The sequence below is a fragment of the Halomonas halmophila genome (assembly GCF_006540005.1).
Lineage (GTDB): Bacteria > Pseudomonadota > Gammaproteobacteria > Pseudomonadales > Halomonadaceae > Halomonas > Halomonas halmophila.
The window spans coordinates 126,053-149,939 of sequence record NZ_BJOC01000021.1 but is presented as its reverse complement, the minus strand read 5'-3'; the positions used below and the strand labels follow the sequence as shown (position 1 = coordinate 149,939).

The 23,887-nt window shown below is 61.2% G+C and carries 20 protein-coding genes; 5 read left to right on the top strand and 15 right to left on the bottom strand.

Features of this window, described 5'->3' with window-relative positions:
* Nucleotide 1: 1 nt before the first annotated feature.
* The 12 genes from icmH to hexR all read right to left on the bottom strand — a co-directional run bounded on the left by icmH (nt 2) and on the right by hexR (nt 14,242).
* Nucleotides 2-811 carry a type IVB secretion system protein IcmH/DotU gene (gene icmH / locus HHA01_RS08530; protein ID WP_141319710.1) on the bottom strand — a complete coding sequence of 270 codons (810 nt, stop codon included), beginning with the start codon at nt 809-811 and terminating at the stop codon, nt 2-4.
* Nucleotides 812-814: 3 nt separating this feature from the next.
* Nucleotides 815-2,149, bottom strand: coding sequence for a type VI secretion system baseplate subunit TssK (gene tssK, locus HHA01_RS08525; protein ID WP_141319708.1), 1,335 nt, complete (start codon nt 2,147-2,149; stop codon nt 815-817).
* Complete coding sequence (tssJ, locus tag HHA01_RS08520; protein WP_141319706.1) at nt 2,146-2,697, bottom strand: type VI secretion system lipoprotein TssJ; 552 nt, start codon at nt 2,695-2,697, stop codon at nt 2,146-2,148. The genes tssK and tssJ overlap by 4 nt, the downstream gene beginning before the upstream one ends.
* A complete protein-coding gene (gene tagH, locus HHA01_RS08515) occupies nt 2,694-4,028 on the bottom strand; it encodes a type VI secretion system-associated FHA domain protein TagH (protein ID WP_141319704.1) in 1,335 nt (444 codons plus the stop codon). The genes tssJ and tagH overlap by 4 nt, the downstream gene beginning before the upstream one ends.
* A gap of 7 nt (nt 4,029-4,035) precedes the next feature.
* Nucleotides 4,036-5,049 (bottom strand): type VI secretion system baseplate subunit TssG, encoded by a 1,014-nt coding sequence (gene tssG / locus HHA01_RS08510; protein ID WP_141319702.1) that lies wholly within the window; start codon nt 5,047-5,049, stop codon nt 4,036-4,038.
* On the bottom strand, nt 5,013-6,776 hold the full coding sequence (gene tssF, locus HHA01_RS08505) for a type VI secretion system baseplate subunit TssF (RefSeq protein WP_141319700.1): 1,764 nt from the start codon (nt 6,774-6,776) through the stop codon (nt 5,013-5,015). The genes tssG and tssF overlap by 37 nt, the downstream gene beginning before the upstream one ends.
* A 7-nt stretch (nt 6,777-6,783) precedes the next feature.
* Nucleotides 6,784-7,218: a type VI secretion system baseplate subunit TssE gene (gene tssE / locus HHA01_RS08500; RefSeq protein WP_141319698.1), complete on the bottom strand. Its 435-nt coding sequence runs from the start codon at nt 7,216-7,218 to the stop codon at nt 6,784-6,786.
* Nucleotides 7,219-7,222: 4 nt separating this feature from the next.
* Nucleotides 7,223-8,704, bottom strand: a complete 1,482-nt coding sequence (tssC, locus tag HHA01_RS08495; protein WP_141319696.1) for a type VI secretion system contractile sheath large subunit — start codon at nt 8,702-8,704, stop codon at nt 7,223-7,225.
* Nucleotides 8,705-8,731: 27 nt separating this feature from the next.
* Complete coding sequence (tssB, locus tag HHA01_RS08490; RefSeq protein ID WP_141319695.1) at nt 8,732-9,244, bottom strand: type VI secretion system contractile sheath small subunit; 513 nt, start codon at nt 9,242-9,244, stop codon at nt 8,732-8,734.
* A gap of 827 nt (nt 9,245-10,071) precedes the next feature.
* The gene (locus tag HHA01_RS08485; protein ID WP_141319693.1) at nt 10,072-10,590 is read right to left on the bottom strand and encodes an Hcp family type VI secretion system effector; all 519 of its coding nucleotides are present in this window, start codon (nt 10,588-10,590) and stop codon (nt 10,072-10,074) included.
* Nucleotides 10,591-10,975: 385 nt separating this feature from the next.
* Nucleotides 10,976-13,192, bottom strand: coding sequence for a DNA helicase II (gene uvrD, locus HHA01_RS08480; protein WP_141319691.1), 2,217 nt, complete (start codon nt 13,190-13,192; stop codon nt 10,976-10,978).
* A gap of 189 nt (nt 13,193-13,381) precedes the next feature.
* Nucleotides 13,382-14,242: a transcriptional regulator HexR gene (gene hexR, locus HHA01_RS08475; RefSeq protein ID WP_141319689.1), complete on the bottom strand. Its 861-nt coding sequence runs from the start codon at nt 14,240-14,242 to the stop codon at nt 13,382-13,384.
* A gap of 354 nt (nt 14,243-14,596) precedes the next feature.
* Here hexR and HHA01_RS08470 point away from each other — a divergent pair, with 354 nt between their 5' ends.
* A complete protein-coding gene (locus HHA01_RS08470; RefSeq protein WP_141319687.1) occupies nt 14,597-14,809 on the top strand; it encodes a PA3496 family putative envelope integrity protein in 213 nt (70 codons plus the stop codon).
* A 134-nt stretch (nt 14,810-14,943) separates the two neighbouring features.
* Here HHA01_RS08470 and HHA01_RS08465 read toward each other — a convergent pair whose 3' ends face one another.
* Both HHA01_RS08465 and HHA01_RS08460 read right to left on the bottom strand, forming a co-directional pair.
* Complete coding sequence (locus HHA01_RS08465; protein WP_141319685.1) at nt 14,944-16,284, bottom strand: sodium-dependent transporter; 1,341 nt, start codon at nt 16,282-16,284, stop codon at nt 14,944-14,946.
* 322 nt (nt 16,285-16,606) lie between these two features.
* Nucleotides 16,607-17,467: a DUF72 domain-containing protein gene (locus HHA01_RS08460; protein ID WP_141319683.1), complete on the bottom strand. Its 861-nt coding sequence runs from the start codon at nt 17,465-17,467 to the stop codon at nt 16,607-16,609.
* Between the two features lie 360 nt (nt 17,468-17,827).
* Between HHA01_RS08460 and nrdH the strand changes: the two genes are divergently transcribed.
* From nrdH to nrdF, 4 genes are all read left to right on the top strand, one after another.
* Nucleotides 17,828-18,052, top strand: coding sequence for a glutaredoxin-like protein NrdH (gene nrdH, locus HHA01_RS08455; protein ID WP_141319681.1), 225 nt, complete (start codon nt 17,828-17,830; stop codon nt 18,050-18,052).
* A gap of 8 nt (nt 18,053-18,060) precedes the next feature.
* Nucleotides 18,061-18,471 carry a class Ib ribonucleoside-diphosphate reductase assembly flavoprotein NrdI gene (gene nrdI, locus HHA01_RS08450; RefSeq protein ID WP_218023789.1) on the top strand — a complete coding sequence of 137 codons (411 nt, stop codon included), beginning with the start codon at nt 18,061-18,063 and terminating at the stop codon, nt 18,469-18,471.
* Nucleotides 18,461-20,647 (top strand): class 1b ribonucleoside-diphosphate reductase subunit alpha, encoded by a 2,187-nt coding sequence (gene nrdE / locus HHA01_RS08445; RefSeq protein ID WP_141319679.1) that lies wholly within the window; start codon nt 18,461-18,463, stop codon nt 20,645-20,647. The genes nrdI and nrdE overlap by 11 nt, the downstream gene beginning before the upstream one ends.
* Before the next feature lie 173 nt (nt 20,648-20,820).
* Nucleotides 20,821-21,786: a class 1b ribonucleoside-diphosphate reductase subunit beta gene (gene nrdF, locus HHA01_RS08440; protein WP_141319677.1), complete on the top strand. Its 966-nt coding sequence runs from the start codon at nt 20,821-20,823 to the stop codon at nt 21,784-21,786.
* Between the two features lie 255 nt (nt 21,787-22,041).
* Here nrdF and glmS read toward each other — a convergent pair whose 3' ends face one another.
* Nucleotides 22,042-23,874 (bottom strand): glutamine--fructose-6-phosphate transaminase (isomerizing), encoded by a 1,833-nt coding sequence (gene glmS, locus HHA01_RS08435; RefSeq protein WP_141319675.1) that lies wholly within the window; start codon nt 23,872-23,874, stop codon nt 22,042-22,044.
* Nucleotides 23,875-23,887 lie beyond the last annotated feature (13 nt).

The window sequence follows — 23,887 nt, the reverse complement described above, 5'->3', positions numbered from 1 at the left end:
CCTAGTTGGTAATGCGGTCCAGTAGCGCACCGACCTGGTCGGCCTGGTGCTCCAGCGAAATCGAGAGTCCGAGGTAAATCACCAGCATCATGCCAGCGAAGATCGCGAAAATGCCCCACAACGGCATGTTTTCTCCCTGACGCCGGGAGGTGTTCTGCACGTTGTCCAGTGGGTGAGTGAGCAGGTCGTCCTCGTGGTGGTCCAGCGAGGCCAGTTGGTCACCGAGTTCGCGCAGTATCTGGTCGTATTCGTCCTTGCCGTGGGAGCGCACCTTGTAGCGCCCCTCGAAGCCCAGACACAGACAGAGGTAGATGAAGGCCAGCATGTCGCGATAGCGCCGCGGCTCCTGGCGCAGCCGCGAGAGGATCGAGAAGACCTTTTCGCCGCCCCAAGTCTCGTTGTGAAAACGCGCCAGCAATGAATGCGCGGCCCAGGCACTCTGGTTGCCCCAGGGCGTGGCCATGACGGCTTCATCGATGAAGGAGCAGAGGACATAGCGGTAGGCCAGCAGGGTCGGCCGGTCGTAGCCCTGCTCGGTGAGCTCGACCTCGATGGACGACACCTCCTCGACGACCTGGCGATACAGCCGCTCGATGTTTTCCACTTGCTCGACATGGCGGATGCGCACCACCATTCCCAGCAAGGGGCTGGCGGCATCGACCAGCGGATTGATGCTGTGGCCACGCAGCCGGAACCAGTAGTCTTCGTCGGCATCCAGATGACCGGCGTGGCCGTGCACCAGCCAGTCGAGCCCCTCGGGGTTGATGGTGTCCTCGTGGCGCGTGGCGTCAGATGATACGAGCGTCGACATGGCTTAGCTCCTGATGGCCCAGAACTGCATTTCCAGCCCGGGAAAATCCCCGGCCACGTGAAAGGCAAAGCCGCTGGCACCGCGCAGCATGTTCCAGGCCTCGCTGTAGCGGTCCAGTCGGAAATAGGTATAGCCCGCATGGAACGGCAGCTGACGAGGGGCCACCGGCAGCGGCTCGAGGGGAATCCCCGGCAGCTGGAGGCTGATCAACTCGCGCACCCGCTCGACGCTGGCCACCTTGGTCTGCTGCACGAACAGCTTGCGCAGGCGCTCCGGCGGCATGTCGGCACGTACGGCGAGGATGAAGTCGGCGTCGTCGAGCAGGCTCGAATCCTGCAGGGTGGCCACCTTGAGACCGAAACGCCGCGACTGCAGCTGTATGGCCAGCGCCCTGGGTTCCAGCACCGTGGACAGCGACTGGCGCAGGCTCTGCATCAGCGGCCGAAAGGCGGTTTCCGGGTGGTCATGGTCATAGGCCGGAAATTCGGGCGGCAGACGCGACTCGCCGGTAAAGGTGAGGATCTCGCAGCAGGCCTCGAGCATGGCGTTATAGAGCCGCTCGGGATGCAGATGCCCCAGCCGCGACAGATGCTGAAAGCGCGGGTGCACCCGGTTGAGCAGCTGCAGCAGCATGAACTCCGAGACATCGGCGACCCCGCTCTGGTCGGGGGTGGCCATGCGATGCGCCAGGTTGCGCGCCCGCTCACGGACCAGCCCCGCCATTTCTCCGACGAAGCGTTGCAGTGCCGGGGCCGCCTGGACATTGAGCAGGGTCGGCAGGAAGTTCTCGTCAAGCACCAGGCTGCCATCGGGGCGCCGCTCGACGATGCGGGCCACCGCCAGGCAGGCATAGGCACTGCGATCCTCGCCTTCCAGCAACAGGCGCGGGGCGATACGCGCCAGATGGAGGTCGGCCAGGTCGCCTTCCTGAGAATGCAGGTCTCGCACGCCACGCATTTCGGCGCGATATCGCGACGGCAGCGAGGTGGCCTGCCAGGAGACGTCGGCCACGCCATCCGTGGACAGCGGCAGCCCCAGGTAGACGATCTGGTTGGCGGTCGCCGCATTGGTGATTTCCAGTGCCGGCGGCTCGATATCATCATCGGGCAGGTGAAAGGCGGTACCGTCCGGCATCACGCCACTGGCCCGCGTCAGCGAGATACGCCCGAAGCTCAGGTACTCGGCATTGATTTCCAGCGACAGAAACCCATGCAGATGACCGCCGACGCCGCGCAGGCGAGTCTCGATCAGCCCTTCCAGGCTTCTCTGCTGTTGCTGGAAGTGTTGCGGCTTGATGAACAGGCCTTCACTCCAGACGACTCGGTTACGACTGGTCATCGGGTTTCCTTTCTCAACTTGGCTTCATGCGCCAGCAAGTGCACCAGCAGGTGGTAGTCGCGCCCGGTATCATCGACTGGCACGACCTTCTTCCACTGGGCCCGGTTGGGCGCGGCATAGAAGGCGATGATGCCGATGTAGCGGGTGTTTTCTTTCAACTCGAAGGGCTCGTAAAACTTGAACTGGCCCGGCAGCAGGGTGAAGTCGTCATGCGCCAGGTAATTGGTGCCCAGGGCTTCTTCCAGATCGGTGTAGAGCTGCCGACGAGCAGCGGCCATCAGCATCGAGTCATCCTTGAGCTGCAGGATCTGGAAGCGCAGGGGCGTGCCCTGGCCGCCGAGGTAGGGGTTGACGTTCTCGGTGGCGAGCATGCTCAGATCGACCTTCGAGGGCCGGTCTTCCAGCGGGCCGACCGGCGTCGAGGGGTCGCTCAATACCTGTAAGGTCTTGCTGACTGTCGTGCAGCCGCTCAGCAGCATGGCCATCAGCGCCATGAGCAGCCACGCCAGCCTCGGCTTGCGTCCGGGGTGAAGATTACCCTTGATCATGTCGCCTCCCGTTGTTGACGACGCAGCGAGGCGTCATAGGCTTGCTCGAAGACTTCCCAGAAGAGCTTTTCGAAGCCCTGCTGACGCCCCGAATTGAGCTCCTGGAAATAGTGGCGATACATGTTCCAGGCCCAGTCGCCCTCACTGTCGGCCGGGGCGCTGCCGGCGCCGCGGTAGGCCATGAAGCGTTTGAGCAGCGCATCCGGCGAGAAGGCGGCCAGAATCGACTGCAGTGCCTCGTTGATGGCCTCTTCGATGGCCACCATGTGCTGTTGCTGATGCTGCAGGCATTCGGCCACCGCCGCCGGCGCCGATAGATGCACCGGGCTGCGCTGGGCCGAAAAGAGGGTCTGCAGGGTGCGCTCATAGTCCTCTCCGAGCCGCAACGGGTTGTCCTCGATGGGCTGGAGATGGCGATCGCGCAGCGGATAGCGGCGATCATCATGATGCTGGTGCAGCTTCAGCAGCCCCTGGATGGTGGCGTTCAGCGTCTTGCCGGATTCTTCCAGGAAGGCCTGCTGCTCGGTGCTGTCGGCAAAGTCGAGCTGGCCGCCCAGGGCGCGCAGCAAGGGCGAGGCACTGAGGTGCTCCATGCCGGTCTGGCCGGGTTCTTGCCAGCGGTCCTCGAGCTGCTCGCCGACCGAGCGCTCGAGATCATTCAGCAGCTTTTCATCCATCTTGGGTTCCTTGTGGTGTCCATGGGATGGCAGGGCAGGTGTCCAGCTGACCGGGTCTGCCTCGTCCACCGTGGTCATGAGGGTGTCTGCGGCCTCGTCCTGGCCGTCGATCTGACCGCTGTCCCGTGCCGAGAGGGCATCCAGCGGGTCGTGCTGTCGCTGCGTGGCGGTCGTTTCGCCGAGAGCCCGGAGCGGGTCGTCGCGTTGCTGGGTCTCGACCGTGGTAAAAGAGCCTGCCTCTTCACTTTCCGGGAGGGCCTGGTCATCGTTGACCAGGGTGGCCAGCGACTGCACACCGCCCTGCTCCGCCTGGCGGTCGCCCATGTGGACGCGCATGCGATACTCGCCGACGACCAGCTCGTCGCCGTCGCGCAGCGCCACGTACTTGCTCTGCCCCAGGGGCAGGGAGGCGTCGTTGACGAAGGTGCGTCCGCTGCGATCGATCAGACAGAACTGCCCCTCCCGCAGGCAGATCTCGGCATGGCCGGGCAGAATGCGGCCGGAATGGTCCTGCAGCAGCCAGTCATCCGTGGGGGCGCTGCCCAGGGTGCCACCGGAGGCCGGGAAAACATGACTGCTGGTGGAACGGCCTTCTAGCCGTTCGCTGTTGGTGACCACCAGCGTGATCGCGGAATGTCGGGAAGCTTCTGTCATGAAAATCTCACCGGGTCATCTGGATTCGGACCCGGCGTCGCCGAGCCGTGGCATTGAGGTCAGGGTTGACGAAGGTGGTCCAGCCAAGCTGGCAGCTCTTGCTGTCGCCCAGGTGCATGGGGCGAACCTCGCTTTCGAGCAGCTCCAGTTCCAGGTCATAGGCCAGGGGCTCACGCAGCACGAAGGTCACCAGGGTTTCCAGGGCGGCATGATCCCGACCGTCGGGCAGGAAGTCGCGGAAGCGCTCCAGACTGAGGCCGCGCAGGCAGAGCGCGAACTTGCCGTTGATATCGGCCACGCTCGCCCCGGAGACCAGATCCTGCCCCAGGGTGGCGCAACGCATGCCCATACTGCTGCGCTGGTCGTCGGGGATGGTCACCCGGCGATAGACCCAGGGCTCGATCTCGACCTCGGACAGATCGAAGCAGTGACTGACGATGCCGGCAACCACATCCGGAGATCGCGAGCGGCCGGCCAACAGGCCGGCGTAGGCCAACATCTTGCTCCAGTTGATGGGCGTTTCACCGCGCAGGCGGTCATCGGCCAGGCCGGCAAGTGCAAAGACGGCGGACGACAGTCCGTCGCCGGCACCATCCTGATAGCGAACGTAATGCCGGTACTTGCGCCAGCCGCGATACAGCAGCGTCAGATATCGATGGTTGAACAGGTTGAGAAAGTCTGTCGCTGCGCCTTCTCGATGGGCATCCGCATGCGCCATGGACTCCAGGTAGTAGCTCGGCAGGGGCGACTGCGAGCCTTGGAGTCCCAGGAAACTGATGCGCATGTTGTAGGTATCGGCATCCCGGGACTCGAGGTTGAGGATGTCACTGCTGGGAAAGCCCAGCGAGGCCGTGGCCTGAAAGCGCACACGTTCGGTGTCCACGACGCTGCCCCTTTCCAGGTCATCGCCGTGGTACTGGTGAAGCAGCTCGACCAGCCGATAAAAGTTGTAGTGACGTGCGCCCTCGACCAGTGGGGAGAGCGTCACATCAGGGGTTGTTGCCCTGTCTGCAAGTTCCATGTGTAACGCTCACGGTTCTGCTGGTTGATGACTTCCAGCTCATGAAAGGAGTTGATGCTGGCGTAGAGGGAGAAGAAGCGCGACAGCATGCAGCCGAACAGGTAGAGGCCGCCTTCATCGCCGAAGGCCTCCTGGTCCAGCGTCATGACCGAGCGCAGTCCGCGCACTGGCAGTCCCTTGTAGAGCCGGTCCACCGGCTGAGTCTGGATATCGACGATGCCCTGCAGGCGCTTCTGCGACATGCGCTCTGCCTGCCGATCCACCAGGGCTCGAAAATCGTAGACACGCAGCACGGAGCACAGGGCGTCGCGGTTAAGCAGTGACAGATAGTTCAACGACAGGTTGGAGATCAACGTCCACAGCAGGCTGCCGTCCAGTGTCGGGCGCATGGCTGGCGTGGGCCGGGTGATGTTGCGAAAGGCGGCGAAGGATGGACTCTCATCGGTCGGCACCTGAACATCTCCAATGGCTAGACGTTCCGGCAGCTCGCGGTTGCTGCAGGTCAGACGCAACGAGATGGTTTCGCGAAAGCCCATGCAGGCCTGCTCATCGCCGCGCACGAAGGCGATATCGTGATCGAAGCCATCGCCCCGCAGACTGTCGCGCACGCGAATGCGGTAGTAGAGCGCCTGACGATCGCGGTCCCGCTCGATCTGGTGTTCGAAGCTTTCGAAGGGCACATAGCGGCGTGGCGCGCCGCGAATGCGACCGCTTTCACTCTCCAGCCAGCCTTCCACGTCATCGACACTGAAGACCTCATGGTGAGAGGGGTAGCGGCCGCTGGGGCGTACCCGATACTCGCTGCGCTCGCCGGTCAGATCGATCGGGTCAGCATCGTGCTCGAATAGGTTGATGGCCGGCGTGCAGAACAGCGCCAGGCTTTCATCCACCACCCGGGCATCGGCCGGCAGGGTGCGCGAGAAGGTGAAACGCAGCGAGATGGTCTCGGCCATCCCCGGGGGCAGATAGTCACCCAGCGACTGCAGCTCGACAAAGTGAAAGGCCTCGGGGAAGCACAGATATTCCTGCAGGATGCGATAGCCCTGATAGGCGTTGCGCGGGTAGGGCAGCAAAGCATCCCTGGCGCTCATGCCCACCGGTTGCAGGAGGCTGGCAGGCAGGCCGAGACGTCGTCCATCGACCTCCAGCTCGATCCCCGACAGGTAATGGTTGAGCCACAGATAGAGAGTGCGGGCCGTGTACTCGCTGCTGCCCAGGTACAGGCGCAAATCCCCGATGCCGATCTCGTTCAACGGCCGGTCACTGTGCACGGACAGATTCAACTGGAGCTGCGATGACTCTCGCGAATGCTGTACCTTGACGCCTTCATGGCCCAGTGGATAGACATTCAGGTCATGGCAGGTACGGAACTGGCATACCGTGTCCTCCACTGGCGCGCTGGCCAGCGTCGTGCCCTTGGCTATCACCTGTCCGGTGCTCAGGCTGTTGAGGTGCGGCGTGAACTGGGTGATCGTCACACTGGGAACCGGCCGCAGATAGTTGGGCCACAGCATGGCGATCAGCGAATGCGTCAGCTCGGGAAACTCGTCGTCGACCTTCTCGCGAAGGCGCCCCGAGAGAAACGCAAAGCCCTCGAGCAGCCGTTCGACATCGGGATCGGTGCTGTGCTCGGCGAGAAAGCGGCTCAAACCGGGGTTGCCTTCGGCGAACTCGCGTCCCTGGCGCTTGAGGAAGTCAAGCTCATCCCGATAGTAGCGATTCAGCATAACGGCCTCAGTTCAAGCACAGATAGCGCTTGTCGTTGAGCAGCAGATCGATGGTGGTTTCCGCCATGTCGTGATCGACATCCAGCACGGCCTGCACCTGAAAACGCAGCTGCAACGGATCGTTGTCGTGGTGATGCTGGGTCTCGACTTGAACGCGCTGAACCCGAGGTTCATAGCGCTCAATGCACTCGCGAATGGCACTCTCGACCTTGAGTTCAAGGTCAAGCGCGCCGAGCGTGGCATCGTTTAGATCCAGCAGACCCAGGCCCGGTGCACATTCGCTGTGTCCGGGATGACTGTTGAGAAGCTCGACCAGGTGGCGCTTGATGGAAGTGACCGTGGCCTCGACAACATCCGCCTTCGGCACCGAGTGACTCGGTGCCGACAGACGTTCGAAAAGGCTCGCGCCAGCCAGGCCGCTCCGGTGCCTTGAAGCGGCCATGGCGTCACTCCTTGTCGAGGCGACCCACCAGCGACAGTTCGAAGTTGGCGCCCATGTACTTGAAGTGCGGGCGCACTGCCAGGGATACCTGATACCAGCCCGGGTCGCCTTCCACATCGGAGACATGCACCGAGGCGGCGCGCAGCGGACGGCGACTCCTCACATCGGCAGGCGGGTTTTCCTGGTCCGCCACGTACTGACGAATCCAGGTGTTGAGCTCGCGCTCCAGGTCCTGACGCTCTTTCCAGGAGCCGATCTGCTCGCGCTGAAGCACCTTGATGTAGTGCGCCAGGCGATTGACGATGAACATGTAGGGCAGCTGGGTGCCGAGCTTGTAGTTGGTCTCGGCTTCCCGACCCTCGGGCGTGTTGGGGAACGACTTGGGCTTCTGCACCGAATTGGCCGAGAAGAAGGCTGCATTGTCGCTGCCCTTGCGCATCGTCAGGGAGATGAAACCTTCCTCGGCCATCTCGAATTCGCGCCGATCGGTGATCAGCACTTCGGTGGGAATCTTGTTCTGCAACTGCCCCAGGGACTCGAAGGTGTGGGTGGGCAGGTTCTCGACGGCACCACCACTCTGCGGCCCGATGATATTCGGGCACCAGCGGTACTTGGCAAAGCTGTCGTTGAGACGCTCGGCCAGCAGGTAAGCCGTATTGCCCCACAGATAGTTGTCGTGACTATCGCTCACGGACTCGCGATAGTGGAACGACTTGGCCGGGTTTTCTTCCGGGTCGTAAGGTGTCCTCAGCAGGAAACGCGGCGCGGTCAGGCCCAGATAACGGGAGTCTTCCGACTCGCGCAGGCTGCGCCAGCGAGTGTACTTCGGCCCCTCGAAGATCGCCTTGAAGTCCTTGACGTTGGGCAGTTCCTCGAAGCTGTCGATGCCAAAGAAGCTGGGTGCCACCGAAGACAGGAAGGGCGCATGCGACATGGCACCGACCGAGGCGGTATATTGCAGCAGCTTGATATCCGGCGTGGAGGGCGTGAAGTCATAGTGGCCGATCATGGCCGCCACGGGCTCACCGCCGAACTGGCCGTATTCCGCCGCATATACGTGCTGATAAAGGCCACTCTGGCTGAGTTCCGAGGCGAACTCGAAGTCTTCCAGCAGCTCTTCCTTGGTGGCATGCAGGACATTGAGCTTGATGTTCTCGCGGAAATCCGTGCGATCCACGAGCAGTTTCAAGCCGCGCCAGGCGGACTCCAGATGCTGGAATTCATCGTCATGGATGACCTCGTCGACCTGCTGGCCGATCTTGCGATCCAGCTCGACGATCATCCGGTCGACGACCGACTTGTTGACCTGCTGATCGGCGTCATCAGTCTTCAACAGCTCGCTGATGAAAGCTGCCACGCCCTGCTTGGCCACATCGTACCCTTCTTCCTCGGGGACCATGCGGGTCTGCGCCATGACCTGATCGAGCAGTGACTCGGACTGAACCTCTTCGCTGGCCACGGCCTGGTTCTGAGTGGATTCCGTCATGATAATGCCTCGCTTCCGTGCAGAGAATCAGGTGTCGTTGGAAGATGTCGGGTTGTCGATGAGGTCCAGCTCGCTCAGCAACTGATCACGGGTCGCCGGATCCTCGATCAAGGCCTGAAGGCGCTCGCGAAATGCCGGGACGTTACCCAGCGGTCCCTTGAGCGCCACCAGCGCCTCGCGCAGTTCTACCAACTTCTGCAGCTCGGGAATCTGGCGCGCAACGCTGTCCGGTCCGAAGTCCTCCAGGGACTGGAAATTCAGGTTTACCGCGATTTCCTGATCGGTATTGTCGTCTTCCAGACGGCTGGGCACGGATGTCTGCAGGCTGAGCCCGGCTTCACGCATGACCGACTGGAAGTTGTTCTTGTCGACCGAAACGGCTTCGCGGTCCTCGACCGGCGCTTCCTCGGTACCACCCTTGAAATCGCCCACGATGAGGAGTTTCTGGGGAAGCTCCGTTTCTGCCTGGTTGTCGCCAGTGGCGGGAACGTACTTGATGTTGATGCGCTCTTTAGGCGCCACTGAACCTTCCTTGGCCATGATCGAAGTCCTTGTCGCTTGCACTGATGGATGATTGATGGCGGCAAAATCGTGCCTGAAAGCGGCTTGTGCTCCGCTCGATATCCACCGCAACTGCAGACACCGACTACCACCTGGAGATGTGCCGATGTAGACAAATCAGCACATTTAAAAGCGCAAGAAGGTTATCACCACACAATGATCATTGGGAGTATCCAAAAAGCGACACCACTTAATCAATCATTTGTTTGAAACATTGAAAGACCCAAACAAAATAAAAAAAACAAGCAAAGCAGTATGTTATCCAAAGTTAAAAATAGCGGGAAATGCTATGTAAGACATATATTACAAATATTTAATCATCATCCTACAGAATATACTGCACAAAAATTAACCTACCTGTATAGAAAACAGGTGCTTTGAATCGCTTGTATAAACATAGGCGTCTCCAACTGCTGACAAGTATAGCGTCAACCAGAAATCTTCATCCATTTATGATAAACTAATAACATCTTTTCCACGCGGGCATCAGTCCTGATCATACGATAACAGCGACCATATTCCTGAAAGATCAGTCTTTTAAACCTGAACTGAAAAATAATTCTCGGAATCAAGGTGTATCGGAGGGATGGCATGCACAAAAGCCATTAATCATCAGCACCAGTCGATGTCTGGTTGAAAAAAACATCAATCACTAGAGAATTGATATATATGGTCTGCTACTTTTCAGAGCGGCGGATCAGAAAATTGAGAAGGCTCATGAGGAGCCGAAGTCTGAACAAGAGGCAAGCCCACGATTCACTACAGCGACCTGACCTCGGGCCAGGCCGCCGTGAGGCATCGAGGGTTTAACCCTCGATCGGCGCGCGCCAGTCGTCGGAACCGGAGGTGCCGGCGACGGTGTGCTCCCAGTCGATCTTGCGGTAGGCCAGGGAGACGTCCATCAGCTGCGTGAACTCGGACTTGGTCGAATCCTGGGCATGCGGCATGCGCAGATTGACGTCGACGATGGTGGCGTCGGTCAGTGTAGTGGTGAAAAAGTGCTCCTGCTTGCCTTCCACAGAGGTGCGGTACCAGCGCAGCTCCACGTTGGGCAGCATTTCACCGGAAGCCAGAGCGTTGTACATCAGCGGCACGGCCTTGTTCAGCGCCACAGTGAAGATGAACGGCTTGTGGGCCCGTTGACCGGCCGGCTGACCGGACTGCGGGTCGGTGGGCACAGTGACGATGTGCTTGAATTCCTGGACCAGCATCTCGTCTTCGTGGCCCTCGACATAGATGTTGCCGACGGATTCAGGCGTGAAGGCACCCGCGGTGATGTTGCCCTGAGTCTGACCTTCGATGCTGATATAACATGGAGTTGGCATGTGTCGATTCCTTGACGTTGAAGTCGCAGCGCGACATTCGAAAAAATTGGCGTTTGTGTCCGATGGACACCCTTTTATAGGGCACTATTGATGCCAAAAAACCAATCTCCCTTTTGAATCAAAAAGTTGATAAAAATCAGGGTTTGTCAGATCAGCACAATTGAGCAAGATCTTGCCTGGAAGCGAGCAAAAAGTTGCCCAGCGGGCAAGATCTTGCTCGAATTCTGGCCCTGCTTGTGGATAACTTCAGGCGGTTCGGGTGCCCTCGCCGCATGCATTTTGGGGTGAGGAGCGGTAAGAGAGGGGTTAGGAGTGAGGCGGCAGGAGTGAGGGCATCAGCTGAGCGCAGCGCCTGGGTGGGCGCTGCCGCTGGTGGCGCAATGTCTCAGAGGGGGGTGAGCTTGGCGAAGCCCAGCACCAGCCATTTGTCGCCCTCGCCTTCGAAGCTTATCTGCACGCGGGCACGCTCGCCCTGCCCTTCGGCATTGAGGACCACGCCTTCGCCGAACACCGGGTGGCTGACGCGCTGCCCCAGGCTCAGCGAGGGCAGCTCGTCACCGCCTTCGACGCTGCCTTGTTGTGGGCTCGAGGGTCGAGAGGTCACCGGGCGCGAGATCTGGCCGCGCAGCCGGACTTCCTCGAGGAAGTGCTCGGGGACCTCGCGCAGGAAGCGCGACGGGCGCTGGAAGGTTTCCTTGCCGTGCAGGCGACGCAGTTCGGCATGGGTCAGGTAGAGCTTCTGCATGGCACGAGTCATGCCCACATAACAGAGGCGACGTTCTTCCTCCAGGCGGCCGGGCTCTTCCATGGACATCTTGTGCGGGAAGAGGCCTTCCTCGACGCCGGCCATGAACACCACGGGAAATTCCAGGCCCTTGGCCGAGTGCAATGTCATCAACTGCACGCAGTCCTCGAACTCTTCGGCCTCGTGCTCACCGGCATTGAGGGCGGCCTCGGCCAGGAAGGCTTCCAGGGCGGCCATGCCCTCGCCGGCTTCTCCGGCATCCGAGGCATCTCCACCGGTAACTGCCTCGCTCTGGGTGAAGGCCCGGGCGGCGGTGACCAGTTCCTCGAGGTTCTCCACCCGGGCCTGGCCCTTTTCGCCCTTCTCGTTGCGGTGATGCTCGACCAGGCCGGTGCGTTCATTGAGGTGGTCGATGATGTCGTGGAGCGACAGGCCGGCGGCTTCGTTGTCGAGCTGCTCGATCAGATCGGCGAAGGCCTTGAGCGAGGTCACCGCCCGCCCGCGCAGGCTGCCATCCGCGGTGGCCTGGTGCAGGGCCTGCCACAGCGATTCGCCGGTCTGGCGGGCCCGATGACGCAGGGTCTCGACGGTGCGGGTACCGATGCCACGTGCCGGCACATTGATGACCCGTTCCAGGGAGGCGTCGTCGTCGCGATTGAGCAGCAGCCGCAGGTAGGCCAGGGCGTTCTTGATCTCGAGGCGTTCGTAGAAGCGCTGGCCGCCATAGATGCGATAGGGCACGCCCTGGCGGATCAGGGTTTCCTCGATGACCCGCGACTGGGCATTGGAGCGGTAGAGGATGGCGACCTCGCGGCGATTGATGCCCTCCTCGACCTTTTCACGAATGGTGTCGACGATGTAGCGGGCTTCATCCAGATCGTTGAAGCCGCCATATACCGAGATGGGGTCGCCATGATCGCCGGCGGTCCACAGTTCCTTGCCCATGCGATCGGCGTTGTAGCGGATCAGGGCATTGGCGGCATCGAGGATCACGCTGGTGGAGCGATAGTTCTGCTCGAGGCGCACCAGCTTGGTCTCGGGGAACTCGTTCTCGAAGCGACGGATGTTCTCGATACGTGCGCCCCGCCAGCCGTAGATCGACTGGTCGTCATCGCCGACCACGGTCATCGGCGTGCGCATGCCGGTGAGCAGCTTGAGCCAGGCATACTGCAGGGTGTTGGTATCCTGGAATTCGTCGACCAGCACATGGCCGAAGCGCTCCTGGTAATGCGCCAGCAGGGCCGGGTTGTCGCGCAGCAGTTCCAGGCTGCGCAGCAGCAGTTCGCCGAAATCGACCAGGCCGCCGCGTTCGCAGGTCAGTTGGTAGCGTTCGTAGAGCTCGACCATCTGCAGCATGTAGGCGTCGCCATGGGCATCCACCTGATGCGGGCGCAGGCCCTCTTCCTTGCAGCCGGAGATGAAGGACTGCACCTGACGCGGCGGATAGCGCTCATCGTCGATGTTGTAGTCCTTGATCAGGCGCTTGATCAGGCGGAGCTGGTCATCGCCGTCGATGATCTGGAAGTGCTGGGGCAGCCGCGCATCCTGCCAGTGGGTCCGCAGCAGACGATGAGCGATGGAGTGAAAGGTGCCCACCCAGACATGACGCAGCGAGATGCCCAGCAGCGCCTCGAGACGCGTGCGCATCTCGCGGGCCGCCTTGTTGGTGAAGGTGACGGCCAGCACGGCATAGGGCGACAGCCCCTCCGCCTGCATCAGCCAGGCGATGCGATGCACCAGCACCCGGGTCTTGCCCGAGCCCGCCCCCGCGAGTACCAGCATGTTGCCCTGAGGCGCACTGACCGCCTCGCGCTGGGCGGGGTTCATGTGATCGAGAATCGCCGTGACGTCGTCCATGGGGAAGGCATCGCTGCTCGGGAAATGGAGCGGTAGTTTAGCATAGAGGGAAGAGGGAAGAGGGAAGAGGGAAGAGGGAAGAGGGAAGACAGGCTGAGCCCCTAGTCCGGGATGAAAAGGGGTTTCTTCCCTCTTGGGGCGCGCAGCGCCGCTCTTACCTCTTCGTTCTACTGAGCCGGCTACGCCGGCTCAGGACTCGTCTGTTTCCGGAAACCGCAGGGGGTTGAGGCTGCGTTTCACGGCCTTGAGCTGTTCGGCGAGTTTGGGGCCGCGGGTCTTGGCGACCCCGACGGCGAGGACGTCGATGAGTACCAGGTGGGCGATGCGCGAGCTCATCGGGGTGTAGATTTCGGTGTCTTCGTGCACGTCGATGTACAGCGGCAGGCTCACCTCGCCGGCCAGGGGCGAGTCACTGGGGCACAGGCCGATGACGGTGGCGCCGGCCTCACGGGCCAGCCGCACGCTGGCCACCAGCGCCTTGGTGCGCCCGGTCTGCGAGATGGCGACGACCACATCGCCGTCCTTGAGCGTGGCCGCCGACATGTTCTGCATGTGCGGGTCATTGTAGGCGGCGGTGGAGATCTGCAGGCGGAAGAACTTGTGCTGGGCATCGAAGGCGACCGCACCGGAGGCGCCGAAGCCGTAGAACTCGACCCGATTGGCCATGCCCAGGGCATTGATGGCCTTGCTGAGGGAGTCGTTGTCCAGTCGGTCGCGCACCGAGAGCAGGGTGCCGACCGTGGAGTCGAAGATGCTGTGGGAGAATTCGGCGACCGAGTCGCTGTCGTTCATCGAGAACTGGGCGAACTGGCTGCCCGTGGCCAGCATTTGCGCCAGCTTGAGCTTGAAGTCCTGAAAGCCGTCACAACCCAGGGCGCGACAGAAACGCACCACCGTGGGTTCGCTGACCTTGGCCTCGGTGGCCAGATCGACGATGCGCATGTGAATGACTTCATCGGGATTGCGCAGCACGAAACGCGCCACTTTCTGCTCGGAGCGACGAAAGTGCTCCATGCGACGTCTCATTTCATCGAACAGGCCAAGACTCACGCGTCGCTCCTTGTGGTGGGGAAAATCCTGTCGGCACCAATGATGCTACGCCGCGTCGCTCGCGTCATCCGTACCGCAATACCGACAGTATGCCCCATGCTGCCAGGCAATGCGCCCCCGACCGGACGTGCGGCGAGCCCGAAGACGGCGCTTTGCCGCAACATCGATCAAGCGAGTCAGTGCCAGACATACTCGGGAGTTTTTCGGCAGGGGGTTTCGGCCAGGCTATGCAGCGGATTTTTTGCCGTTGGTTGACGCTACGTCATCAATCTGTCAAGTAATGTATAGTAAGAAGTGCAGTGTCGAGCAGCATTCGGAATGCCGGCACATTCACTGCAGACAGGAGCGTCGATCATGCGTAAAGCCGAAAGGTTAACCTCCGTCAGGAACGAACTTCTCGATATCTTCATGAGCATGGAAGTCAACGAACACGAGCAGCGTTCTCGCACCGCCGCTCAACGCAATCTCCGCGCCCGCCGGGGCATTGAACTCCATGAAGAGTTCAAGCGCCTCAACCAGGATATCGCCGAACTCCCGGAAGACGAGCCCAACGACGACATGCACTGATCCGACGACGCTCGACCCCAGCCAGGGGGCCGCAAGCACCGCTGGCAGGATACGCAAAGCCCCGCCGTGGCGGGGCTTGCAGAGGCACCACTGTCGATGACAATGGCCGCCATCGGGTCACGCGGCAGCGGCCATCAGAGGCTGGAAACGAAGACCACGATCACCCCGATCGGTGCCACATAGCGTGTCACCAGGTGCCAGATGCTGGCCCCGCCGGCCGACAGGCCAAGCTCGTCGACGACACTCTGGCGATCCAGACGCCAGGCGGCGAACAGGATGGCCCCCAGGCCGGTCAACGGCAGCATGAACTTGCTGGTCAGCTTGTCCAGCAGGTCGAAGACACCCAGGCCGAACAACACGGGGTCGCTCCACACATTGAACGACAGTAGTGCGGCGATGCCCAGCGCCCAGGCACCGATGCCGGCGACCAGCGTCGACATGGCACGCGACAGTGGCGTGCGTTCCTCGACGAACTCGACCACCGGTTCGAGCAGAGAGATGGCCGAGGTCAGGGCGGCAAAGGTCAGCAACAGGAAGAACAGCAGGCCAAGAATCATGCCGCCGCCCATGTTGCCGAAGGCCAGTGGCAGGGTGACGAAGATCAGGCCCGGCCCGGAATTCAGGTCGAGGTCATTGGCGAAGACGATGGGGAAAATCGCCAGGCCGGCGCCCAGCGCGATCACGGTATCCATGATCACCACGGTCCGCGCCGTCTTGAGCAGATTGACCTCTTCACCCAGGTAGGAACCGTAGGCCATCATGATGCCCATGCCCAGCGAGAGCGTGAAGAAGGCGTGACCGAGGGCCGCCAGCACGGTTTCGCCGGAGAGCGCACTCCAGTCGGGATTGAACAGGTAACTCACGGCCTCGCCGAAATGGCCGGTGGTCACGCCATACCCCACCAGCACCGCCAGCAGCACGCCCAGTGCCGGCATCAGGGTCCTCACGGCGCCTTCCAGGCCCTTGGTCACACCGCGTGCCACGATGCCGATGACCAGCAGCATGAAGACCGAGTGGCCCAACAGCAGTAGACCGGGATTGCCCAGCATGCCGTTGAACAGCGCGCCGATGCCATCGGCATCCTGGCCACTGAAGGCGCCGGTCACCGAGTTGAGGGTGTAGTACAGCGACCAACCGCCGATCACGCTGTAGAAGGACAGGATCAGGAAGGCACCGAGGATGCCGCTGATGCCGACGATCATCCAGTTGCGGGAGCGGCCGGCTTTCTCGGCCACGCTGGCCATGGCATTCGCCGGGTTGCTCTGGCCACGACGCCCGATCAGCCACTCCGATACCAGGATCGGCAGGCCGATCAGCGCGATACACAGCAGGTAGACCAGCACGAAGGCCGCTCCACCGCTCTCGCCCACCATGTAGGGAAATTTCCAGATATTGCCCAGACCGACCGCCGACCCCGTCGCGGCGAGGATGAAGGCCAGTCGGGACGACCAGTGCGCATGTTGCTTGCTAGACATAAATCACCCTGAAGATACGTGTCGTCATTGATCGATCGGATGCAATGACGTCGTTGTGCTTGTCATCGCCACGTCTGCTGCACTTCGGATCGCGAAGTCCGCATTTTCCAGGGAATGGAAGGATGCCGGGCAGGATCTCTGCCTGGCGGGCATGCCGTCACCGCGATCGTGGCAGGACGGCAACCCGAGCGAGGCATGGCGCTGTTTCACGCGGGATAGGCGTGAACCCACAAGACCCTTGGCCAGTGACGATCAGCCGGTAAAAATATCCGATCATACGCTTGATGGCCAGTCACCAGGCCGTTTTCAGCCTGCCGAGGGATCAGAAAAGGCTTGTCTGACGCTCGCCGGGAAAGTCGGCCAGGGGCGCCAGTGTCAGCTGTTCGCCGAGTGCGGCATGCAGCTGTCTCGCCATCTCGGGAGAACGCCGGTTGTCCGCCGTATGCACAAAAAGAAAAGGGCTTATCCCCTGATTTATCCACAACTTGAGCTGGTTAATCCAGGGCTGAAAATAGGCCAGATTGATCGCATCATCGATGTGACCGATGAAGCGCACCACGGGAAAGCAGCCTGTCGAGATCACGTGCAACGGGCGTCTCGGCTTCTCGCCATGGGCCTGCTGCATGCCGGGATGGCCGTCGGCTGATGTGGAAAACAACGGGCGCACATCCAGCATGACGCGATTGGCGCCATGACTTATCAACATGCGGTTGAGGGTCGTTTCGGCCTCACCCTTGTGGAAAAACTCGGGGTGGCGCGCCTCGACGGCACAGGGAATATCCGCCGGCCAGCGATCCAGCAGTGCCTGCAATTGCGGGAGCTCCTCGGCACCGAAATCGCGAGGCAACTGCACCATCAGTGGACCGAGCTGCGCTTTCAAGGGGGCCAGGGCAGCCACAAAGGCATCGAAGCCGGCTGAGATATTCTGCAGCCGATGCTCGTGCGTCAGGCTGGCCGGCAACTTGAAGCAGAAGCGGAAGTCCGCCGGCACCCGTTGCGCCCAGGCGGCGACCGTCTCGCTTTTGGGAGCCCCGCTGTAGAAGGTGGTATTGCCTTCGACGGCGGAAAAGACCCGCGCGTAATCGGCGAGATTGCCACCTTCACCGGCATGTGGCGGATACAGGCTGCCCCGCCAGTCGTCATTGGCCCACATGGGCAGGCCGAGGTGCAAGCGTCCCGTCATTGCCGGTAAATCCCTGCGTTGTACTGCGACCATCGCCCCTTCGAGAGCACCTCGACTCTGGCGATCTGGGTACCTAGTATACCCGGCCGTGGAACTTCACTCACTGCGGCTCGAGGCGATCGGCCCGGCTCTGCAGACCTCCGGAAAACGCCGTCATGGCGCTGTTTCAGGACCATGGGCAAGCTATCACTTTACCTTTTCACACACTATATATACCTTTTCCACAGGATTCCCACACCATATCTGGTATTTGAACCGCAAATGCTGTGATATACTGAAGACAATATTGGCGCCGCGAGGCGCCAGCATGGTGTTCGGCCCAAGGCCGAGCTAAATCTGTCACGTTCGAGAATCTTTATCATGATCATCAAGATTTACAGCTCGCCCGACTGCATGCAATGCCACGCCACCTATCGCGCCCTCGACAAGCAGGGTCTCGACTACACCGTGGTCGATATCAGCGAAGAACCCGAGGCCGCCAACACCGTTCGCGAGCTGGGTTATCGCCAGCTGCCGGTGGTCGTGGCCGCCGATGAGCACTGGTCTGGCTTTCGTCCGGAGCGCATTCGCCAGCTGGCCAGCTGAGGGCCGACATGAGCGTGAGCGAACTGGTCTATTTCTCCACGAAATCGGGCAATACCCATCGCTTCGTGGAGAAACTCGGTTTGCCGGCCCAGCGCATTCCCTTGAGCCGCGACGAGCAGGCACTGCAGGTCGACAACCCCTATGTGCTGGTGGTTCCGACCTATGGTGATGGCGATCCCCGCACGGCCGTGCCCGCGCCGGTGATTCGCTTTCTCAACGATGCGCACAACCGTGCCCTGATTCGCGGCGTGGTGGCAGGCGGCAACACCAACTTCGGCAGTGCCTTTTGTCTGGCCGGCCGCGTGATCGCCCACAAGTGCCAAGTTCCACTGCTTCATCGCTTCGAGCTGATGGGCACCCCAGAAGATGTCGCCAAGGTGCAGGAGCGCCTGGCAACGGAGATAGACGATGCTGGATGATACTCTGACCCCAACTGACGCCCCCCAGGAATCGGCGACGGCGTCCGCTGAAAAGGCCCAGCCCAAGGAGCTGGACTTTCACGCGTTGAACGCCATGCTCAACCTCTACGATGCCGATGGCCGCCTGCAACTCTCGGCCGACAAGGAAGCCGCGCGCCAGTACTTCCTCCAGCACGTCAACCAGAACACGGTGTTTTTCCACACCCTGGATGAAAAGCTCGACTACCTGGTCGAGGAAGGCTACTACGAGAGTGAAGTCCTTGAGCAGTATGATGCGGCCTTCATCAAGTCGCTGTTCGATCAGGCCTATGCGGTGAAATTCCGTTTCCAGAGCTTCCTCGGCGCCTTCAAGTACTACACCAGCTATACCCTCAAGACCTTCGATGGCCGCCGCTATCTGGAGCGCTTCGAGGATCGCGTGTGCATGGTCGCCCTGAGCCTGGCCCGCGGCGACGAATCCCTGGCACGCACCCTGGTCGAGGAAATCCTGCACGGCCGTTTTCAGCCGGCGACCCCGACCTTTCTCAACTGCGGCAAGAAGCAGCGCGGCGAGCTGGTGTCGTGCTTTCTGCTGCGCATCGAGGACAACATGGAGTCCATCGGCCGGGCCATCAACTCGGCCCTGCAGCTCTCCAAACGTGGCGGTGGCGTGGCCTTCTCGTTGAGCAATGTTCGTGAGTCCGGGGCCCCGATCAAGCGCATCGCCAACCAGTCGTCGGGTGTCATCCCGATCATGAAGATGCTGGAAGATGCCTTCTCGTACGCCAATCAGCTCGGTGCCCGTCAGGGCGCCGGCGCGGTCTACCTGAACGCGCATCACCCGGACATCCTGCGGTTCTTGGATACCAAGCGCGAAAACGCCGACGAGAAGATCCGCATCAAGACGCTGTCGCTGGGCGTGGTGATTCCGGACGTGACCTTCGAGCTGGCCAGGCGCAACGAGCCCATGTACCTGTTCTCGCCCTATGACGTCGAGAAGGTTTATGGCGTGCCCTTCGGCGATATCAGCGTGACCGACAAATATCAGGAAATGGTCGACGACTCACGGATTCGCAAGAGCAAGGTCGATGCCCGCGAGCTCTTCCAGACGCTGGCCGAGCTGCAGTTCGAGTCCGGCTACCCGTACGTGCTGTTCGAGGATACGGCCAACCGCGACAATCCGATCGCCGGTCGCATTAACATGAGCAACCTGTGTTCGGAAATTCTCCAGGTCAACACGCCCAGCGAATACGACGACAACCTGGATTACCGCCGCACCGGCGAGGATATCTCCTGCAACCTGGGCTCGTTGAACATCGCCCGCGTGATGGACTCGCCCGACTTCGGCACCAGCGTCGAGACCGCCATTCGGGCATTGAGCGCCGTCTCCGAGATGAGCGACATCCGCTCGGTGCCGTCGATTGCCGAAGCCAACGCGCGCTCCCACGCCATCGGCCTGGGCCAGATGAACCTGCATGGCTACTTGGCGCGCGAGCATATCCATTATGGGTCCGAAGAGGGGCTGGACTTCACCAACCTCTACTTCTACACCATCACCTATCATGCAGTGCGCGCGTCCAACAAGCTGGCCATGGAGCGTGGCGAAAGCTTCGCCGGCTTCGAGGACTCCGCCTATGCCAGCGGCCGGTACTTCGACAAGTACACCGAACAGACCTGGTTGCCCAGGACCCAGCGGGTGCGAGAGCTGTTCGAGAAGTCGGGCATTCATATCCCGACCCAGCAGGACTGGCGTGAACTCAGGGACTCGGTCATGCAGCATGGCCTGTTCAACCGCAACCTGCAGGCCGTGCCGCCGACCGGCTCGATCTCGTACATCAACCATGCCACCTCGAGCATTCACCCGGTGGTATCCAAGATCGAGATCCGCAAGGAAGGCAAGCTGGGCCGCGTCTATTATCCGGCGCCCTATCTCAGCGACGCGAACCAAGATTACTATCGCGACGCCTACGAGATCGGCCCCGAGAAGATCATCGATACCTATGCCGAGGCCACGCAGCACGTCGACCAGGGCCTGTCGCTGACGCTGTTCTTCCGCGACACGGCTACCACGCGGGACATCAACCGGGCGCAGATCTATGCCTGGCGCAAGGGCATCAAGACGATCTACTACGTGCGGCTGCGTCAGGCGGCACTCGAAGGTACGGAAGTGGAAGGCTGCGTGTCCTGCACGCTCTAAGAGCATCCACAAGCTATCCATGACAGTCGGCGCCGGGGATAAGCCAAAGCGAGGGTCATCCGCCATGGAAGGCGGATGTAGCGCCCAGGGAAGGGTTCACAGCGCCCTCGCGTAGGCTTATCGCCGGAAAGCCATCTCACGAAACAGTTGCATAACCGGATGAGATATCAACCATGACTGCTCGACTGAACCGCGTCGATGCCATCAACTGGAATCGCCTGCAGGATGAAAAGGACCTCGAGGTCTGGAACCGACTGACCAGCAACTTCTGGCTGCCGGAGAAGATCCCGCTGTCCAATGACGTGCCTTCGTGGAGTACCCTCACCGAACAGGAACAGCAGCTGACCATCCGGGTATTCACGGGCCTGACACTGCTCGACACCATTCAGGGCACCATCGGCGCGCCGGTGCTGATCAACGACGCCGTCACCCCCCATGAAGAAGCCGTGCTGACCAACATCAGCTTCATGGAGTCCGTGCATGCGCGCTCCTACAGCTCGATCTTCTCGACCCTCTGTGCCACCCGCGATGTGGATGACGCCTATCGCTGGAGCGAGCTGAACCCGCACCTGCAGAAAAAAGCCGACCTGATCCTGGAACATTACGATACCCAGGACCCGCTGATGCGCAAGGTCGCCTGCGTATTCCTGGAATCCTTCCTGTTCTATTCCGGCTTCTATCTGCCGATGTACTGGTCGAGCCGCGGCAAGCTGACCAACACCGCCGACCTGATCCGTCTGATCATTCGCGACGAGGCGGTTCACGGCTATTACGTCGGCTACAAGTTCCAGCTCGCCCTGGAGCAGGAAACGCCGGAGCGCCAGAAGGAGATCAAGGACACCACCTATGATCTGCTGCTCGACCTCTACGACAACGAGGTGCACTACACCGAATCACTGTACGACGATGTCGGCCTGACCGAGGACGTCAAGGCGTTCCTGCATTACAACGCCAACAAGGCGCTGATGAACCTGGGCTTCGAGCCGTTGTTCCCGAATGCCACCGAATCGCTCGACCCCGCTATCCTGGCCGCCCTGTCGCCGGGCGCCGAGGAGAACCACGACTTCTTCTCCGGCTCGGGTTCGTCCTATGTGATCGGCCGTACTGAGAAGACGGAAGACGAGGACTGGGCCTTCTAGGCAATGTCTGAAAACTGTCTGCGCTCGGCTATACGGCGTTAAAAATCAGCTCGCGCGCGAGTCCGATCAAAGTGCTCATTTACAACTCGTAAACTCCGCTTTTTCGCTGATTTTTGCCTTGTCTATCCTTCGCTCGTCGACTTTTCAGATAAAGCCCAGGCTCCTCGCATCATCGGGCTGTCAAAAAAAGCGCCGGGGCAGAAATGCCCCGGCGCTTTTTTGCATGGGCCCCGGATATGACGGGGCCTGATGAGATCACTCCACGGTGACCGACTTGGCCAGGTTGCGAGGCTGGTCGACGTCGGTGCCCTTGAGCACCGCAACATGGTACGACAGCAGTTGTAACGGCAGAGTATAAAGGATAGGCGCCAGGGCTTCGTCGATGTACGGCAGGTGAAGTACCCGGGTGTCGTCACCATCCGCCAGGCCGACATTCTCATCGGCAAACACGAAGAGTTCACCGCCTCGCGCCCTGACTTCCTGCAGGTTCGACTTCAGCTTCTCGAGCAGTTCATCATTGGGCGCCACCGAAATCACCGGCATTTCACTATCGACCAAGGCCAGGGGACCGTGCTTGAGCTCGCCCGCCGGATAGGCCTCGGCGTGAATGTAGGAGATTTCCTTTAGCTTGAGAGCACCTTCCAGGGCCACCGGGAAGTGGGCACCGCGGCCCAGAAAGAGCGCATGGTGCTTCTCGGCAAAGGCCTGCGACAGAATCTCGATCTGTGGATCCAGTTCCAGCACGCGCTCCACCTGAGCCGGCAAGCCACGCAGGGCCGAGACCAGCCTGGCCTGCTCTTCGCTGTCCTGACCGCGCACTCGACCGAGCGCCAGGGTCAGCAGCATCAGGGCCGTCAACTGGGTGGTGAAGGCCTTGGTCGAAGCCACGCCGATCTCCGGACCCGCCCGGGTCATCAACGTCAGATCGGATTCGCGCGCCAGCGAGCTACCCGGCACATTGCAGATCGCCAGGCTGCCCAGATAACCGCCCTGCTTGGCAAACCGCAGCGCCGCCAGGGTATCGGCGGTCTCGCCGGACTGTGACAGGGTCACGAACAGGGTGTTCTCGGGCACCACCACGCGGCGGTAGCGGTACTCGGAGGCCACCTCGACCTGGACGGGAATGCCGGCATAACGCTCCAGCCAGTATCGCGCCACCATGCCGGCATGGTAGCTGGTCCCGCAGGCCACCAGGTGAATCTGCGACGCTTTCGACAACAGGGCCTCGGCATCCGGACCAAAGCTTTCGACCAGTACCGAGCGATCCCCCAGGCGGCCCTCGAGGGCTTCGGCGATGACCTTCGGCTGCTCATGGATTTCCTTGAGCATGAAGTGGCGATAGTCGCCCTTGCTGGCGCTGCCATCACCATGCTCAAAGATTTGGATTGAGCGTTCGACGGCTGCACCCTGGGAGTCAAACACCTCGATACCGCCATTTCCGGAAAGCCGCACCACATCACCTTCCTCGAGGTAGATGAAGCGATCGGTCACCTGCAGCAACGCCAGCGGGTCCGAGGCGATAAAGGCTTCCTCGATGCCGACGCCCACGACCAGCGGGCTACCCTTGCGGGTGCCGATCACCACATTCGGTTCATCGGCATGAATGACGCCCAGCGCATAGGCGCCATCCAGTCCAGCGGTGATGGTCTGCACGGCGGACAGCAGGTCCGTGTGACTCGCCTCACGCTCTAGCAGATGGGCAATGACCTCGGTGTCGGTCTGCGAGGTGAAGACATAACCCTCGCCTTCCAGCTCGGCCCGCAGGCCTTCATGGTTCTCGATGATGCCGTTGTGGACCACGGCCAGGCGCTCACCGGACTGGTGAGGGTGAGCGTTTTCCTCGCTGGGACGGCCATGCGTCGCCCAACGGGTATGGGCGATACCGCTGTTACCGTTCAAGGCGCCACTTTCCAGCTTGTCTTCCAGGGCGGCGACCTTGCCCAGCGCCCGCTGGCGTTGCAAATGGCCGTGGGCGTTGCGCACCACCATGCCAGCCGAGTCGTATCCACGATATTCCAGGCGCTTGAGGCCCTCGAGCAGAATGCCCTGAACGTTGCGCCTGGCTACCGCGCCGACGATGCCACACATAGAATATCTCCTT